Origin of the sequence: Pontixanthobacter sp. (genome assembly GCF_049682855.1) — a bacterium.
Lineage (GTDB): Bacteria > Pseudomonadota > Alphaproteobacteria > Sphingomonadales > Sphingomonadaceae > Pontixanthobacter.
Genome location: NZ_JBAUIK010000007.1, coordinates 89,808 through 105,334, shown reverse-complemented (window position 1 = coordinate 105,334; position 15,527 = coordinate 89,808). Strand labels below are relative to the sequence as shown.

The following is a 15,527-nucleotide window of genomic DNA, read 5'->3' as shown; positions in this document are numbered from 1 at the left end:
CAGCCGAAGATGGTATAGGCGGGCGCGCGTATTGCGATACCTCATTGCCATTCATCTATAGAGCGGTTTTTCTGAACTGAATGCAACGATATCGTCAGAAATTGCGCGCGCTGTCGGTTGCCGCATGACAGGCACCGGCGTAAACGCTACGGATGAGCCAGGCACCACATGATCCGGAGGCGGCGTTGCGACCGGCAAAATCCGGTCTGATCCCTGCACTGGGCGCGTATACTATTTGGGGGTTTCTGCCGCTTTATCTTATCCTGGTGAAAACTGTCCCGCCATTTGAATTTGTCGGGTGGCGGATTATTTGGACTTTGCCGTTTTGTTTGCTGATTGTGGCGTTTCGTAAACAGGCCGGGGAATTGCTGGCAGCTTTGAAAAGCCCGCGCAGCCTTGTGTTTCTGAGCGCAAGCGCGGCGCTGATCGGGATCAACTGGTTGATGTATGTCTGGGCGATCCAGACGGGCAATGTGTTTGCAGCCAGCCTTGGCTACTACATCAATCCCTTGCTGAATGTGGTTCTGGGCACGCTGGTTCTGAGCGAGAAGCTCACCCGCAAACAGTGGGTCGCGGTGGGATTGGCAGCGAGCGGCGTGCTGATCCTGGCTAGCGGCGCGCTGACCACATTGTGGATCAGCCTGACGCTGGCGATGAGTTTCGGCACCTATGGTCTGCTCCGCAAGCAGGTCGCCGTCGGCTCGCTGCCCGGACTGACCATCGAATCGGCCATTCTCCTGCTGCCAGCGGTTGCCATCGTTCTGTATTACGCGCAATCGTCGCAAGGTAGCGCATTTGGCGGTGATCCGGTGCTGAGCGGGTACATTATGCTCGGCGGAATAGTTACCGCCATCCCGCTGCTTTTGTTTGCTCTGGCTGCGCGGCGGATGGACTATTCCACTCTGGGATTTATTCAGTTTCTCGCCCCGACAATTGTATTTTTTCTCGGTCTGTTCGTATTCAAGGAAGAGCTCAAAACCGCGCAGCTGCTATGTTTTATTCTGATCTGGACCGCGCTGGCGATTTTCCTTTGGGATATATGGTCGCGCCGCAAAAAACCTGTGACAGCAACGCCTTAGGCACACGTCCATGCCAACCGGTCACCTGCGTGGAACGGAACGATATCCGTACCGTTCGCATCGACCATCGCAGGAATATCGCATCCGCTGCGGCGTAACGTCACCATGTCTTCATTTACCGGCAAACCATAAAACGCCGGACCATTGAGCGATGCGAAGGCTTCAAAGTGATTGAGAGCGCCCTCCTCCTCAAACACGGTGAGATAGCTTTCGAGCGCATATGGCGCGTTGAAAATGCCTGCGCAGCCGCAGGCGCTTTCCTTGTCACCTCGGGCATGGGGCGCGCTGTCGGTGCCCAGGAAAAATTTGGGTGAGCCCGAGGTCACCGCTGTGCGCAGAGCCAGGCGGTGCATTTCGCGCTTGGCCACTGGCAGACAATAAGCATGCGGCCGCATTCCGCCAACCAGCATCGCATTGCGGTTGATATGCAGATGTTGCGGCGTAACAGTCGCAGCAATATTGGGACCGGATTGCTCAACAAATTCGACGGCATCCGCCGTCGTGATATGCTCAAATACCACTTTCAGATCGGGAAATCCCGCGACCACTTTACGCAGACTGCGTTCGATAAATACTTTCTCGCGGTCAAATATGTCCACATCACGGTCGGTCACTTCGCCGTGGATCAGCAAGGGCATGCCGATCCGCTGCATCCGCGACAGCACGCTGCCGAGCGCGTCTATGTCGCTCACGCCATTGGCCGAATTGGTGGTCGCATTGGCGGGATAGAGCTTCGCCGCTGTGAACACGCCTTCATCAAATCCGCGTGCAATCTCATCCGGGTCTGTCCGGTCCGTCAGATAACAGGTCATGAGCGGCGTGAAGGACATGCCGCCTGGTACCGCTGCCAGAATCCGTTCACGATAGGCTTGTGCGCCCGCAACATCGGTGATCGGCGGGGACAGGTTGGGCATTACGATGGCGCGCGCAAATTGCCGCGCAGTATACGCCACAACACCGCGCATAACGTCCCCATCGCGCAAATGGACATGCCAATCATCAGGGCGGCGGATCGTCAGCTCGTTCATATTCGGCAGCACTTTTCCATATAACAGGGACAGTTGGAACACGGTATAAAGGGAGCGTTGCGCCCCATACCCCGTCAACCCGTGCCACATCTTAACCGCCCAGGACAATCCCTGTCCTGCCGAAAGGCGCCGGTCTGCACATCTTGATTTGCGCGCAGCCAGACGCCACTTTGCGAAAATGTCACAACCACGCCTTTTCAACCGCGCCGTCATTCGGCTGTCTCCCACAGATGATAGCGAGAATGTCCGCGATTTCCTGCAAGGGCTGGTCACCAGCGATGTCAGGGGCAATGTTGCTGGCGAAGTTATGGGCGAAGTTATGGGCGAAGTTTGCGGGGGTCTTCCGGGCGCGCTGCCCGTTTGGGCCGGTTTGCTCAGCGCCCAAGGCAAAACAATGTTTGACTTCATCATCTGGGCAGACCCGGACGATGCGCGCGCGATCCTGATTGATTGTGAGGCTGATGCCGCACCGGCCCTGTCAAAACGCCTGTCGCTGTACCGTCTGCGCCGCAAAATCACGATTGAGGTGGACCCCGTACGGGGTGTGTACTGGCAAACCGCCCAGACCGCACCCGCCGCGCTCGACCCTCGCCTGGATGCTCTGGGCTACCGATGGATAATGCGTGCGTGTGATACGGACGTTGCCGCTGATGATGAATGGCTATCGCACCGGCTGGCGCTGGGTGTTCCAGAAGGCGGCAGCGAGCTTGGCGATATTCTCTGGCTGGAAACCAATGCGGTGGATCTGCGCGGAGTGAGTTTTGAGAAAGGCTGCTATATCGGCCAGGAGAATACTGCGCGAATGAACTGGCGGCAAAAGGTCAAGCGGCGGCTGGTTGTGGTGCCGCTCAGCCGGTCAGACGAGAAGCGCCGTAAAGCCGCCTACCCCGATCTGGATCTGGCAGTCGATCATATGCGGGTTGCAGATATTACCGCCGATATCGTCCCGTCATGGATGTCGCTGGGCGCAGACGCTCCGCTTGTAACTGATTAGGCGCCGCAGTCAGGCACAGCGCGCAGCTCTAAATCCTCGACGAGAATTCTTTCCGCCCGGTCGCGCGCTGCGCTGTCTGGCAAAGACAGCGAACGCGACAGGGCCGTGCCGATCAGCGCATCACCCAGCGCCAGCAGTACCAGCGTCAGCGTGTTTTCGTGCATTGCCATGACCCCGCTATGACCGTCCGCCTCCTCGGGTGCCAGTTCATCAACCAGCTCGTGTATCGTCTCGATAATGGGATTAAGCGCATCCTCGTTACCTGTCAGCAGCATCCAGCTGGCCAGCCCCGCCGCGCCTTCTTTATCAAACGCGTCGAATGTCAGATCGACCACTTCGCGCGGACTGCCATAACCGGCACGGGTTGCGCGGATCGCGTCCTTGATCGTCCCGCACACGGTTTTTGCGAGATGTTCAGCAAGTGCTTTCTGCAATCCTGATGCCGAACCAAAATGATGCAACAGGTTTGCATGCGTTCTGCCTATGCGGGCCGACACTGCTTTCAAAGTTACGGATTGCGGTCCGGTTTCGATAAGCAATGCCCGGGCCGCTTCCAATGCGGTGCCGCGCGACTCTTCAGGGGTTAATCTTTTACGTGTTGCCATTGACCAAACCGCTCAATAGGTTGTGAAGCATGAATAAACAGACATCCATCGACGTAGAACGGGCGGACGCGATCGGCAAGCCGGATGCAAAGACCCTCACCGCTATTCAATCGGCCACCCCCGACGAACATGGATTGACCGTCCGGAACCAGCGTTTTGATCGCACTCATAACACCCCCCGCTGGTGGCATTCGGGCGATCCGGTAGCAACCGCCTGGTACAATTCTGTGTCCGCCAGCCTGCCGCGCGGCGAAGCGTTTTTTATTGATACGATGCGGATGTTCCGCGATCAGGTTCCGCCAAAAATCGCCGCAGAAATGAAAGCCTTCACGGCGCAGGAAATCAACCACACGCGCGAGCATGTCGCGTTTAACCGGCTGGTATCCGATCACGGATACAATGTCGAAAGCATCGATCAGGGTATTCAGGCGATGCTCGCGCTGACCGAAGGCCGGCCGAAGGAATTCAACCTCGCAATCACCATTGCGCTGGAACATTTTGCCGCGATCATCAGCCATCATCTGCTGTCCGATCCGCGCTATCTGCAAGGGGCCGATCCGGTCGCCGCGGACATCTGGCGCTGGCATGCAACCGAGGAAATCGAGCATAAAGGCATCACCTATGATGTCTGGCTGCATGCGACCAAGGACTGGAGCCGGTGGAAACGGTACCGCGTCAAGACATTGATCGCGGTGCTGATTACCCGCAAATATTTCGGCAACCGCATCCGCGATGCCATTGGCTTGCTGGAACAGGACGGGTTCACTCGGCGGCAGGCCAAGCGCAAGCTCTATGCATTTCTGTGGTGGAAACCGGGCATGATGCGGCGCATGTTTTGGGAATGGTCAAAGATTTTAATGCCGGGCTATCATCCGTGGAATCTGGATGATCGCGCTCTGATCAATTTGCCCGGCAGCCCCTATGCAGATGCGCAGCTGCCAGCCGAACCGGCATGAAGTCCTGCCGCCCCGTGTTCCCGTAATCGCCGCGCACTGCTTCCCAGTGACCTAATCAAAAACGGGCGGCCATTTAGGCCGCCCGTCGCGATTGAGGGATCTCTAGGTTCAGGCAGTAACCGATGGCCTCTGCTGGTGCACCCCGCCCCAAGCTCTTGCGCGGCTCGACACTACCGGTGGGGCTAAACCCCAATTTACGCAGCACTCTGCCCGATGCCGGATTATCGGCAAAATGGCTGGCAACAATCCGCTTGCGCCCGATCATCCGTGCCATTTCGATAACAGCCTGCCCCGCTTCAGTGGCATAGCCTCGTCCCCAGTGGCGGCGCGCGATCCAATATCCCATTTCGATATCATCGCCATGCGGATCGATACCGATACAGCCGACCAGTTCTCCGCTTTCGGGCAAGGTTACCATGAAGCGCGGATGCGATGCATCATGCGGCAATTGTGCAAACTCGGCGGCATCGGCCGGGTGATAGGGCCACGGAGCGGATGCGAGATTGCGCACGACCGCTTCATCGGCAATCCCGCGATAAATCGCATCAGCATCCTCTGGCCACGCGGGCCGTAAGAACAATCTTTCGCTCCGATGAAACATGGTGCTTTCTCCTCAAGCCCCGCATCGCCCCGGTAAAGGCGCTGCATGACAAATCCGTGGCACCGGAAACCCAATTTTCCGATACAGTCAGAGGGAGAAACGACAAGAGGGAGACTGGATGACCCAATCTCCCTCTGGAGTTGCCGATATTTCGGCGGACCATCCTGTCGGATAGTCCTGTAAGTGAACTATCGCACTTATTCGGCGGCTTCCGCCATCATGTCCACGGACACATATTTGCGGCCCTGTTTACCGCCGTGGAATCGCACACGTCCGCCGGATAGGGCGAATAGAGTATGATCCTTGCCAATGCCGACATTGGCACCTGGATAGAATTTTGTACCGCGCTGACGCACGATAATGTTGCCCGGAACCACTTCCTGGCTACCGAATTTTTTCACACCAAGGCGGCGGCCTGCTGAATCGCGACCGTTATTGGATGAACCACCTGCTTTTTTATGTGCCATTGTCTCTTACTCTTTAAAAAACTGTCTTAGTCCGCTTTCTTAGCGGGTGCCTTCTTGGCAGGAGCCTTCTTCGCAGGAGCCTTCTTGTCTGCCGCAGCCTTAGGGGCCGCTTTTTTTGCTGGAGCTTTCTTCGCAGGCGCCTTTTTCTCTTCAGCAGCCGCAGGTGCAACCTCTTTCTTCGCAGCGGCAGCTTTTTTGGCAGGCGCTTTGCTGTCACCCACACCAACGATGCGCAGCAGCGTCATCGACTGGCGATGGCCAGCTTTGCGGCGATAGTTGTGACGGCGGCGCTTCTTGAAAACGACCACTTTTTCGCTGCGGGCCTGCGCAATAATTTCGGCAGAAACCGAAACTTTCGATGCATCTGCAATCGAATCGCCCTCACCAGCGAGCAGAACATCGCCCAGCGTTACCGTATCACCGGCTTCACCAGCCAGCTTCTCAACTGCGATTTTGTCTCCGGCTGCAACGCGGTATTGTTTGCCGCCAGTGCGCACTACTGCGAACATGGTTGTATCACTTTCAATCTAATAGCTGTGCTGTGTTCATTACAAAACACCGCATACCCAAAGCACCGCCGACGCGGCCCTGTGGAAAGAACGTCCCGTTAAGCGAAAGGCCAAGCCAAGTCAACGTGCAAGTCAGGGGCTGGCCGCAGCATCCACCGCTGGAACATTCATGCGTTTGTGATAAGACCGACGGCATGTTCACAACGGCCCGCTTCCCCCTCATATGTATCCTTGCCGCCGCATTGTCCGGGTGCACCGCGACCACTGCTGACTATCCGACGTTGGAGCTTCGCGATTTTGAGCGAAATCCGGCAGCATATGGCGCGCCCCCGCCGGCCAGTGCGCCGCCTGCGTCGCTTACCCCCGCGCAGACCAGCCAGATCGCCGGTATCGAATCGCGCGCCCAGTCAGCGCATCGGGCGTTTATCGAGGCTGCGCCTTCCGCACGGCGCGCCGTCCAACGCGGCGCGCGTGCACCAATTGGCAGCGATGCTGCCGGGGATGCGCTGGTCGCCTTGGCGGATCTGGAGGCCAAGCGCAGCCTGACCGCCATCGCGCTGGCCGATCTCGATCTGTTTTATGCAAGCGCCGCCACCGCGCTGCAATCGAATGATGAGATCGGCGAAGCCCGGCAACGCGTCACGGCCCTGGTCCAGGCAGAGGATGCCGTGCTTGCTCAGTTAAGAGATACAGTGCGCCGATGAGCCTGGTCTGCGCCAGTTGCCCTGTTCGTGACAGCGCAGCCTGCTCTGTTTTGAGTGATCTCGAGCGCGATGCCTTGGCAGCACAAGGCCGAAAAAGACAATTGGCGCGCGGCGAAACGCTGTTTCACGCAGGTGACCAGGACACTGTCTGCGCGACGCTGGTTTCGGGCGCTCTTAAGATACGAATGATTGATGCCGCGGGGGATGAGCATATTCTTGCGCTGGTCCACCCCGCCGGCTTTATCGGGGAATTGTATAAACCGTTTTCCAGCTATGACGTGGTTGCGCTGGGCGCCAGCGAGCTGTGCCTGTTCGCCCGGGCAGATATGACCACCGCTTTGGCACAGCACCCCGCCCTCACGCACGCCCTGTTGCGCCGCACGCAGGAGGACGTGCACGCTTCGAGGGAACTGCTGGCGATCAATGCAATGCGTAACGCGAAACAGAAAATAGGCGCTTTGCTGATGGCGTTCGCAAAAGCAGCGAGCGATTCGCCATGTCATCCTGCCCGCTCATTTGAACTGCCGCTCACGCGCGGGGAGATCGCCAACTTGGCCGGGCTGACCATCGAGACGGTCAGTCGTCAGCTTTCCATTCTGGAAAAAGAGGGCGCGATAAGCAAGAATGGCGCGCGCGGGATCGACATAGCCGATCCCGCATTGCTGTTGCAGCTTGCTGAGACGGGGCGCTGACCAGCAGCCCTGCAGAATGCGCGCTTAGCCGGCGACCGGCCACACTGTCACACAAATGCGGCGATAATGACCACGGCAACAGCCCACAGGACTATCAGAACCGGCAAAATCAATATTTGCGTTGCCGCTTCACTCGCCGACAGTCTGCCGGTTAAAGTGCTGATGCCCAAGCGGCGAAATTGGCCCGCATTCATCGCTTTGGCGCCTGGTTCGGGTGACAATCGGGTCCAGATTGCAGGAACGCCGAAGCCTGCGACGATAAACAGAGTGAAAATCATCATTGGGATGGTAAGACCCGGCGAAGAAAAGCCCACCGCCATGATCGCCACAAATGCGAGGTAACACCCCACTGTTATCGCATATATCCACCGGGGCAGTTCAAAGGTCCGGTCCACCTGATGCGGTGCATCACCGCTCTCCAGAACGGCGCTGGTGCGGATGGCTGCGCGTTGCGCAATCTGATCGCGAAGAAAATGGTATGACATGATGAGGCTCCTTTGTTGTGAAGCCCCTTGTGACGCGATCATGCCGCCGCCGCTTTGATCTTGATCAAACTCGCCGAATTATTTCCATTTTTGCAGCGCAGTATAATCGTCACTGCGCGGCTCGATCCAATGCCAGCCATCGCCGCGCAATTCGCGTTTCCAAAACCATGCCGCACTTTTCAAATGATCCATGCAGAAATCCACTGCATCAATCGCCGCGCGGCGGTGTAATGCCGCAGCAGAAACACACACGATCGGTTCGCCGGGATATAAGGTACCAAAGCGGTGGGCCATCAGAATACCAAGCACCGCAAAACGCTGCTCTGCTGCATCAGCGATCTGGTGCATTCCCGGCAGAGTGAGCGGTTCGTAATGGGTAAGTTCCAGCGCCTGCACATCCTCGTCACGGCGCACTTCCCCGACAAAGGTACACATCCCGCCAAAGCCGGTATTCGATCGGGCAAAGGCGCTGACCAGCGCATCATACGCGAAGGGCTTGGCAATTAACCGGAGGTCGCGCATCATATCCGCGCTATCCCCCGCTGACAGGGGGCAGCACTGCCACTTCATCGCCCGTTTGCGCATTGAGCGCCGTTTTATCTGCGAGCACTGTTCCCGCGCACGCCACATGCACTTTGTCGCTGCGCATATGCCGGGCAGATTCTTCACCCGCCAGCGCGAGCAATCCGGCCCAGTCAAGCGGAGCATCCGCCCGCATATCAGGGGCAGGTGCGATATCGGCCAGCGGGCCGAGAAACACAATGCGGATGGTCATATCAGCCACCGGTCACTGACATATGACGCGGCTGTGCGGGTGTTTGCCCGGCCCGATCAATCCGGAAGCCGTGCCTTTCCGGCTTGATCCGCATGGCCATATCGAGCGATGTCGACAGATTGCCGGCCGGATCGCCAGAGCGCAACGCTGCGCGCAGATCGACCTTTTCTCCGCCGCCCAGGCATGGATATAATTGCCCGGTGGCGGTGACCCGGATCCGGTTGCATCCGCTGCAGAAATTGTTGGTAAGCGGCGTGATCATGCCCAACCGTCCGCCGGTTTCGACCACATCAAAATAGCGCGCTGGGCCGCCGGTGACATGGGCGGAGGGAACACATGTCCACCGCCGTTCAAGATCATCCAGCACAGCCGTCAGCGGCAGATAATGATCGGCACGGTCTTCATCTATCTTCCCCAGCGGCATCGCCTCAATCAGCGTGATATCACAGCCGCAATGATGCGCCCAGGCGATAAGATCAGGCAATTGGCGCTCGTTGGTATTGCGCAGCGCGACTGTATTGATCTTGACCTGCATGCCTGCATCCTGCGCAGCAGCAATTCCTGCCAATACGTCATCAAGCCTGTCGCGCCGCGTAAGGCGGGCGAATGTCTGCCGGTCGAGCGTATCAAGCGACACATTTACACGGCGTATTCCGGCCAGGGCCAAATCCGCTGCATGCCGGGCGAGCTGGGTTGCATTGGTCGTGAGCGTCAATTCTTCAAGTTCGTTACCGACATGACGCCCCAGCGCAGTGATCAATTGCATGACATCACGCCGAACAAGCGGCTCACCGCCGGTCAGACGAATTTTGGTGATACCGCGATCCATGAAACCGCGCGCCAGATCATACAGCTCTTCCAGCCTGAGCACTTCTGCGCGCGGCAGAAACTGCATCTTTTCCGGCATACAATAGGTGCAGCGCAAATCGCAGCGATCAGTCACCGATAACCGCAGATAGGTTATCTGACGGTTGAATTGGTCAATCAGCGGCAGAGGCGGGGTCATGACAAGCGCCGTGTCACGTTGATTCGTCAGTGAGCGGTAGATACTGGCCGGTCACGCCTGCTGCGCCCTCAAGATAGGCCAGTGTTGCGGCGCGCGCGCGGTCTGTTCCGCCGCCGATCAGATTGACCCGCATCGGTGCAGAAGCGCGCGCAAAATCGCGTATCACCGCGCGGCGCCAATCCGTGTGATCGATATCCGCCGGCGGCAAGATTATCACAATGCTGCCGTGCTGGCCAATGCGCTCCCGCAGTTTTGGAAGCCATCGCAGCGCAAATTCGCTGGCTGCGTCCAGCGCGCCGTCTGGCAAAGTCTCAATATGCACAACGTCTTGCATCCGGGGCTCAGCGCCGCTCACGCGTCATGGTTATGCCAATTTTCTCATCCGCTTCGGCGATGGCAAGCTTCACGATTTTGATCGTAACCGCTTCGATCCGGTCATCACCGTCCATCAATGTGGTACAGATGTGATCGGCCAGAGCTTCTATCAATTTGAAATGCACGCCGTGTGGAAGCAGGTCGGTCGCGGCCGCTTTCAAATCCATATAGTTCTTGCTGGCTTCAAGCGGCGTGTCGGGATCATACCGATCAGCAATGGCGATTTTCGCCTGAATGGTGATCCGCAGCGGCTGCGGCTTGCCTGTTTCCTCCGAATAAATCCCCGTCAGGACGTCATGTTCAAGGTCAGCAACTTCTAGAATGAGCGAATCGGCCATATCGGTTCCTTAGCTGGGATTGCTCCAACGCGCGAAGATTGCCGTGGGCAGAAAACGGCCGTGCTCACCCTCCTCCTGCACGGATAGATCGCCATGCTCGATCACGCCGGGCAAATCGGCAAAAATCTCGTTCAATAATCCGCCCAAAGCAAGGCTGGACATGCGCACGGCATATACGGTGAGGAACAGGAAGCGGCTATTCGCATCAAGCAATTGGCGGCAATCGGATACCAGATCGGGCAAATCCTGTTCCAACCGCCACGTTTCTCCCTTGGGTCCGCGCCCGAATTTCGGCGGGTCGAGGATGATTCCGTCATAGCGGCGCTCTCGCCGGACCTCGCGCGCGGCAAATTTCGCGGCATCATCAACCAGCCAGCGGATCGGGCGATCCTCCATTCCGGCCAGCGCCGCGTTCTCGCGCGCCTGCGCCACTGACTTCTTGGATGCATCGACATGCGTGACTTTGCCGCATTGGGACAAGGCCAGACTGCCCACCCCGGTATAGCCAAACAGATTGAGTGTCTCGGCATCATCTTCGCCGTCCAGCTGGCTGCGCATCCATTCCCACACCGGTGCCATATCGGGAAAGAAACCCAAATGCCGGAACGGTGTACATTGCGCGGTAAAATCCACCGCGCGCCATCTGAGCGGCCAGCCATCCTGCGGCACAGGTTTGTCATACCGCCAACGCCCACCGCCATCCTCATCAGAACCCGGTACGAATTCGCCATGCGCATCCCACTCACCAAGCCTGGGTTGCCACATGGCCTGCGGTTCGGGCCGGATGAAGCGGTAGCTGCCATAGCGTTCCAGCTTGCGCCCGTGCCCGCTATCGACCAGCCCGTAATCATCCCATGCATGGCCAGCCATCATTACAGCGTGTGGACGCAGCTGCGCCATTATTGTGACCCGGTTGCCCGCTTAGAAACATAGTCGGTGAGTGCGGCGTAATCGCCGCTCAATTCATCATAGCGTTCCTCGCGGGCGAACAGATCGCCGACCCGGGCCGGCAGATTAGGGCGCGTGCCTGTGGAGCGTTCGACCGCATCACGAAATTTCGCCGGATGCGCCGTCGCAAGGGTCACTACCGGGACGCAAGAGGGAAGCTCAACCGCCCGCGCTGCATGTAATCCAATCGCGGTATGCGGGTCGATGACTTCTCCGCATGCATCATTCGCCCACCGCATCGCTTGCGACATGGCGTCCGCATCGACCCGGGCGCTGGTGAACAGACTGGCGGCATGCTGACGCTGCGCATTGGTGAGCTGCATCGTTTTGCTGTGTTCAAAACTGCGCATTTGCTGCGCCATCGCGCCAGCATCACGCCCGCCCGCATCGAACAATAACCGTTCGAAGTTGGAACTGATTTGGATATCCATAGACGGCGCCGCTGTGGCCGTGACGCTGCCGGCAGAATAATCGCCATTGGCAAACGCGCGGTGAAGAATGTCGTTCACATTGGTTGCGACAATCAGGCGCTCAATCGGCAGACCCATTTGCGCCGCGACATAGCCCGCAAACACATCGCCGAAATTTCCCGTCGGGACGGAAAAAGCGATCTTGCGATGCGGCGCGCCCAGTTGCAGCGCGGCGGCGAAATAATAGACGATTTGCGCCATCAGCCGCGCCCAGTTAATGGAATTGACGGCGCTGATACGGAACCGGCCATTCATATCAGTATCGGTAAACATCCGTTTCACCGACGCCTGGGCATCGTCAAAACTGCCATCAATGGCGATGTTGTAGACATTGGGCGCCAGCACCGTCGTCATCTGGCGGCGCTGAACGTCGCTGATCCGGCCTTTAGGATGGAGCATGAAAATATCGATCCCGTCACGCCCGGCAACTGCGTCGATCGCGGCCGAGCCGGTATCGCCGCTGGTCGCGCCAACGATGGTCAGATGCCCGCCGCTGCGCTCCAGAAATGTCTCGAACAGCAAGCCTAGCAACTGCAAAGCGACATCCTTGAATGCCAGGGTCGGTCCGTGGAACAGTTCCAGCAGCCACTGCTGCTCGTCAAATTGCCTTAGCGGGGTGACCGCAGCGTGCGAAAACCGGCCATAGGCGCGTCCGCACAGATCGCTGAGTTCATCCGCACTGAGGCTATTCCCGACAAACGGGGTCATAATCCGCGCCGCCAGTTCGGCGTAAGGCAATCCTGCCATATCGGCAATCTCGGCCTCGCTGAAATGCGGCCATTCCTGCGGCACATACAGCCCGCCATCGCTCGCCAGACCGGCCAGCGTAACCCCTTCAAAATCAAGAACCGGCGCAGCGCCGCGTGTGGAAATATAGTGCATGATATCTCGCGGTTAGCGGCGCGCGCGGCGGGGGGCAAGTCAGCCCGGCTTTATCCGCGCATAGCTTTGCTGCCCTTAATGCAACCGTGCGCGCCGCCGCAGCGCCGCACCATAGATAATCAGCGCCGTGAGAGCGAACAGAAACCACTGCCCGGCATAGGCGAGATGGTTGTTGGGCAAATCGGCGGGATCGGGTTTGGCCAGCGGACCGAGATCGGCGAGCGCCGGGTCAGCGATAATCTTGCCGCCCGGTGCCAATATTCCCGTTACCGTGCCGCCGCGCCATTCAGGGGCATTGGGGTTACGCGACCAGCCCAGCGCAACCTCGGCAGTCCGCCCGCCGCCCAGTGCGCACTCGGCAATATGCGCCCAGCCCTTTACTCCGACAGCATTGGTACCGGCAGTGCTACGGATATTAATGATATCCGGGCAATCAATCATGGTCGTGCGATAAAGTGCTGCTTCCATCGCTGCATCACCGGACGGGTAAGGAACCGCTGGCGCATCTGCACTAATTGATTGGTAACGCGCCAGCAGGGCGTTTTTTTCCTCCGCACGGCCCAATTGCCAGATCCCCAGCGCCACCATGATCACCGCGCACAGCAGCACCAGCAGCGTGGGAATAATCGGAACGGTCCTGATCATAAATCGCCGCTGCCGGCCTCGCGTGCGTTGCGGCTATATTCGGCAAACAGCAACGCCGCTTTCGCGATCCGCAATCCGCCGATCACCATCAAGAAAGTCAGCGGTATCCACAGCACAGCGTGAACCCAGAATGCCGGTGCCCAGCTGACTTCGAGCCACAATGCGAGCCCGACAATGATTGCGCCGATAATGAGAGTGAGAAATCCGGCCGGGCCATCTCCCACATTGAACTGGCTATACTCTAATGAGCAGACGCCGCATTTGGGGGCAAATTGCGCGACACCTGCAAACAGGGTCTGCGCCCCGCATTTGGGACATGAACCGAAAAGGGCAGCCCCCAATCCGGTCTTTGACGAAAGCAATCGCCAATTCGACTGGATGCCGGACTGCCCTTTCGGATCAGATCGTTCTGATGTCATGTGCGACCAGTCACTTAATGGATCGGTGCGCCCCAACCGCCCCAGATATACACTGCAATAAACAGGAACAGCCACACGACATCGACAAAGTGCCAATACCACGCTGCCGCTTCAAAACCGAAATGTTGACGCGGGGTGAAATGGCCCTTGTAAGACCGGAACAGACATACGGCCAAAAAGATAGTGCCGATCAAAACGTGGAAACCGTGGAATCCCGTCGCCATGTAAAAGCCGGAGCTGTAAGTATTCCCGCCAAAGCTATATGCGCTGAGCGCGTGGGTATATTCATAGGCCTGAATACCCGTGAACAGAACGCCCAGTGCAATCGTCGCCCAAAGGCCTTTCTTGAGACCGTCCCGGTCCCCTTGGATCAGCGAATGGTGCGCCCAAGTGACAGTGGTGCCCGAGCACAACAAGATCAGCGTGTTGAGCAAAGGCAAATCCAGCGGATCAAGCACTTCCAGGCCGGCTGGCGGGAATGTTCGCGCAAGGCTTTCACCCTCTTGGCCAAACAGGCTCGTCGTCACACCATCAACATATTCCAGCGGCGCGGGGAAAAGTGCAAAATCGAACCACGCCCAGAACCAGCCGACGAAAAACATGACTTCAGAGGCAATAAACAGGATCATGCCGTAGCGCATATGGAGCTGCACGACCGGTGTATGATCGCCGCTTTCCGCTTCCCGGACAATATTGGCAAACCAGCTGAAAAAGGTTGCAATCAATCCCGCGATACCCAGGCCGAGCACCAGATGCGCACTGGCCATTTCATGCATGAACAGCACCATCCCGGTGGTAAACACCAAAGCGGAAACCGATCCGACAAACGGCCAGATGTCAGGTGCTAAGATATGATAATCGTGGTTTTTCGTACCAGCCATGAATTCTCTCGTTCTGTCAGAACATTATCTGATGTTCGCCCGGTATTGCTCATAATGAGCCGGGCACGTTTGGTCCAGCCTTACGGCGCTTGATTTTCGGGAGCATTGGCAGATTTGTGGAAGGTGTAGCTTAACGTGATCTGCTCCACGTCTTTGGTGTTATCGTCATCCAAAATTGCCGGATCAACATAATATAGAACCGGCATCCGGATCGACTCGCCGGGCTGCAATGTCTGTTCGGTAAAGCAAAAGCACTGGATCTTGTTGAAATAGCGTCCGGTCTGCTCTGGCTCGACATTGAACGTTGCGGTGCCTGTGATGGGCACGTCGCTGTCATTACGTGCAGTGTAAAAGGCCAGATCGCGTTGGCCAATTTGCACTCTATCGGTCACTTGCTCAGGCCGGAAAGACCACGGCACATCGCGCGCCGTGGATGCATCAAACCGGATCGAAATTGGCCGCGTTGCGCCGCTTTGTGCCAGGCGTGCGGCAATCTCTGCCTCTGTTTCGGTGGCTTTCTGCGTGGTTCCGCCAAAGCCGGTCACACGGCAGAACAGATCATATAACGGGACCGCAGCATACCCCATGCCGAGCATCGCCAATGCGCCCATAAACGCGTATATGCCAACTCTCACATTTTTCTGTTCAAGCGTAGCCGTTGTCACAGC

At 57.8% G+C, this 15,527-nt stretch carries 22 protein-coding genes; 5 read left to right on the top strand and 17 right to left on the bottom strand.

Going from position 1 to position 15,527, the window contains the following annotated elements; genetic code table 11:
- The first annotated feature begins 152 nt into the window (after window positions 1–152).
- Window positions 153–1,079 carry an EamA family transporter RarD gene (rarD, locus tag WA922_RS03475; protein ID WP_424770282.1) on the top strand — a complete coding sequence of 309 codons (927 nt, stop codon included), beginning with the start codon at window positions 153–155 and terminating at the stop codon, window positions 1,077–1,079.
- Here rarD and pyrC read toward each other — a convergent pair.
- Complete coding sequence (gene pyrC / locus WA922_RS03470) at window positions 1,076–2,107, bottom strand: dihydroorotase (RefSeq protein WP_424770281.1); 1,032 nt, start codon at window positions 2,105–2,107, stop codon at window positions 1,076–1,078. The genes rarD and pyrC overlap by 4 nt on opposite strands.
- Window positions 2,108–2,285: 178 nt before the next feature.
- On the opposite strand from pyrC, the gene WA922_RS03465 reads away from it, so the two are divergent.
- The gene (locus WA922_RS03465) at window positions 2,286–3,101 is read left to right on the top strand and encodes a YgfZ/GcvT domain-containing protein (protein ID WP_424770280.1); all 816 of its coding nucleotides are present in this window, start codon (window positions 2,286–2,288) and stop codon (window positions 3,099–3,101) included.
- On the opposite strand, the gene WA922_RS03460 is transcribed toward WA922_RS03465, so the two are convergent.
- Window positions 3,098–3,706, bottom strand: coding sequence for a TetR/AcrR family transcriptional regulator (locus WA922_RS03460; protein ID WP_424770279.1), 609 nt, complete (start codon window positions 3,704–3,706; stop codon window positions 3,098–3,100). The two genes, WA922_RS03465 and WA922_RS03460, sit on opposite strands and share 4 nt — an antisense overlap.
- Before the next feature lie 29 nt (window positions 3,707–3,735).
- On the opposite strand from WA922_RS03460, the gene WA922_RS03455 reads away from it, so the two are divergent.
- Window positions 3,736–4,662 (top strand): metal-dependent hydrolase, encoded by a 927-nt coding sequence (locus tag WA922_RS03455; RefSeq protein WP_424770278.1) that lies wholly within the window; start codon window positions 3,736–3,738, stop codon window positions 4,660–4,662.
- 73 nt (window positions 4,663–4,735) lie between these two features.
- Here WA922_RS03455 and WA922_RS03450 read toward each other — a convergent pair whose 3' ends face one another.
- The 3 genes from WA922_RS03450 to rplU form a co-directional block, all read right to left on the bottom strand.
- Window positions 4,736–5,242: a GNAT family N-acetyltransferase gene (locus WA922_RS03450; protein WP_424770277.1), complete on the bottom strand. Its 507-nt coding sequence runs from the start codon at window positions 5,240–5,242 to the stop codon at window positions 4,736–4,738.
- A 218-nt stretch (window positions 5,243–5,460) separates the two neighbouring features.
- Window positions 5,461–5,730: a 50S ribosomal protein L27 gene (gene rpmA / locus WA922_RS03445; RefSeq protein WP_424770276.1), complete on the bottom strand. Its 270-nt coding sequence runs from the start codon at window positions 5,728–5,730 to the stop codon at window positions 5,461–5,463.
- 26 nt (window positions 5,731–5,756) lie between these two features.
- Window positions 5,757–6,239, bottom strand: coding sequence for a 50S ribosomal protein L21 (gene rplU, locus WA922_RS03440; protein ID WP_424770275.1), 483 nt, complete (start codon window positions 6,237–6,239; stop codon window positions 5,757–5,759).
- A gap of 194 nt (window positions 6,240–6,433) precedes the next feature.
- Here rplU and WA922_RS03435 point away from each other — a divergent pair, with 194 nt between their 5' ends.
- The gene (locus tag WA922_RS03435) at window positions 6,434–6,943 is read left to right on the top strand and encodes a hypothetical protein (RefSeq protein WP_424770274.1); all 510 of its coding nucleotides are present in this window, start codon (window positions 6,434–6,436) and stop codon (window positions 6,941–6,943) included.
- Window positions 6,940–7,635, top strand: a complete 696-nt coding sequence (locus WA922_RS03430) for a Crp/Fnr family transcriptional regulator (protein WP_424770273.1) — start codon at window positions 6,940–6,942, stop codon at window positions 7,633–7,635. Before WA922_RS03435 ends, WA922_RS03430 begins: the two co-directional genes overlap by 4 nt.
- A gap of 47 nt (window positions 7,636–7,682) precedes the next feature.
- On the opposite strand, the gene WA922_RS03425 is transcribed toward WA922_RS03430, so the two are convergent.
- The 12 genes from WA922_RS03425 to WA922_RS03370 all read right to left on the bottom strand — a co-directional run bounded on the left by WA922_RS03425 (window position 7,683) and on the right by WA922_RS03370 (window position 15,524).
- Complete coding sequence (locus tag WA922_RS03425; RefSeq protein ID WP_424770272.1) at window positions 7,683–8,120, bottom strand: hypothetical protein; 438 nt, start codon at window positions 8,118–8,120, stop codon at window positions 7,683–7,685.
- Window positions 8,121–8,198: 78 nt separating this feature from the next.
- A complete protein-coding gene (locus tag WA922_RS03420) occupies window positions 8,199–8,645 on the bottom strand; it encodes a molybdenum cofactor biosynthesis protein MoaE (protein WP_424770271.1) in 447 nt (148 codons plus the stop codon).
- A 7-nt stretch (window positions 8,646–8,652) separates the two neighbouring features.
- Window positions 8,653–8,895 carry a MoaD/ThiS family protein gene (locus tag WA922_RS03415; protein ID WP_424770270.1) on the bottom strand — a complete coding sequence of 81 codons (243 nt, stop codon included), beginning with the start codon at window positions 8,893–8,895 and terminating at the stop codon, window positions 8,653–8,655.
- Window position 8,896: 1 nt separating this feature from the next.
- The gene (gene moaA, locus WA922_RS03410) at window positions 8,897–9,901 is read right to left on the bottom strand and encodes a GTP 3',8-cyclase MoaA (protein WP_424770269.1); all 1,005 of its coding nucleotides are present in this window, start codon (window positions 9,899–9,901) and stop codon (window positions 8,897–8,899) included.
- A 13-nt stretch (window positions 9,902–9,914) separates the two neighbouring features.
- Window positions 9,915–10,256: a Rossmann fold domain-containing protein gene (locus WA922_RS03405; protein WP_424770268.1), complete on the bottom strand. Its 342-nt coding sequence runs from the start codon at window positions 10,254–10,256 to the stop codon at window positions 9,915–9,917.
- A complete protein-coding gene (locus WA922_RS03400) occupies window positions 10,243–10,614 on the bottom strand; it encodes a dihydroneopterin aldolase (protein ID WP_424770267.1) in 372 nt (123 codons plus the stop codon). Before WA922_RS03400 ends, WA922_RS03405 begins: the two co-directional genes overlap by 14 nt.
- 9 nt (window positions 10,615–10,623) lie before the next feature.
- Window positions 10,624–11,514: a class I SAM-dependent methyltransferase gene (locus tag WA922_RS03395; protein WP_424770266.1), complete on the bottom strand. Its 891-nt coding sequence runs from the start codon at window positions 11,512–11,514 to the stop codon at window positions 10,624–10,626.
- Complete coding sequence (gene thrC, locus WA922_RS03390; RefSeq protein ID WP_424770265.1) at window positions 11,514–12,914, bottom strand: threonine synthase; 1,401 nt, start codon at window positions 12,912–12,914, stop codon at window positions 11,514–11,516. Before thrC ends, WA922_RS03395 begins: the two co-directional genes overlap by 1 nt.
- 75 nt (window positions 12,915–12,989) lie before the next feature.
- Window positions 12,990–13,559 carry an SURF1 family protein gene (locus tag WA922_RS03385; protein WP_424770264.1) on the bottom strand — a complete coding sequence of 190 codons (570 nt, stop codon included), beginning with the start codon at window positions 13,557–13,559 and terminating at the stop codon, window positions 12,990–12,992.
- Entirely contained in the window at window positions 13,556–13,978 is a 423-nt protein-coding gene (locus WA922_RS03380; RefSeq protein WP_424770263.1) for a DUF983 domain-containing protein, read from the bottom strand. Before WA922_RS03380 ends, WA922_RS03385 begins: the two co-directional genes overlap by 4 nt.
- 14 nt (window positions 13,979–13,992) lie before the next feature.
- Window positions 13,993–14,859 (bottom strand): cytochrome c oxidase subunit 3, encoded by an 867-nt coding sequence (locus WA922_RS03375; RefSeq protein ID WP_424770262.1) that lies wholly within the window; start codon window positions 14,857–14,859, stop codon window positions 13,993–13,995.
- Window positions 14,860–14,939: 80 nt separating this feature from the next.
- Entirely contained in the window at window positions 14,940–15,524 is a 585-nt protein-coding gene (locus tag WA922_RS03370) for a cytochrome c oxidase assembly protein (RefSeq protein ID WP_424770261.1), read from the bottom strand.
- Between the last annotated feature and the right edge of the window lie 3 nt (window positions 15,525–15,527).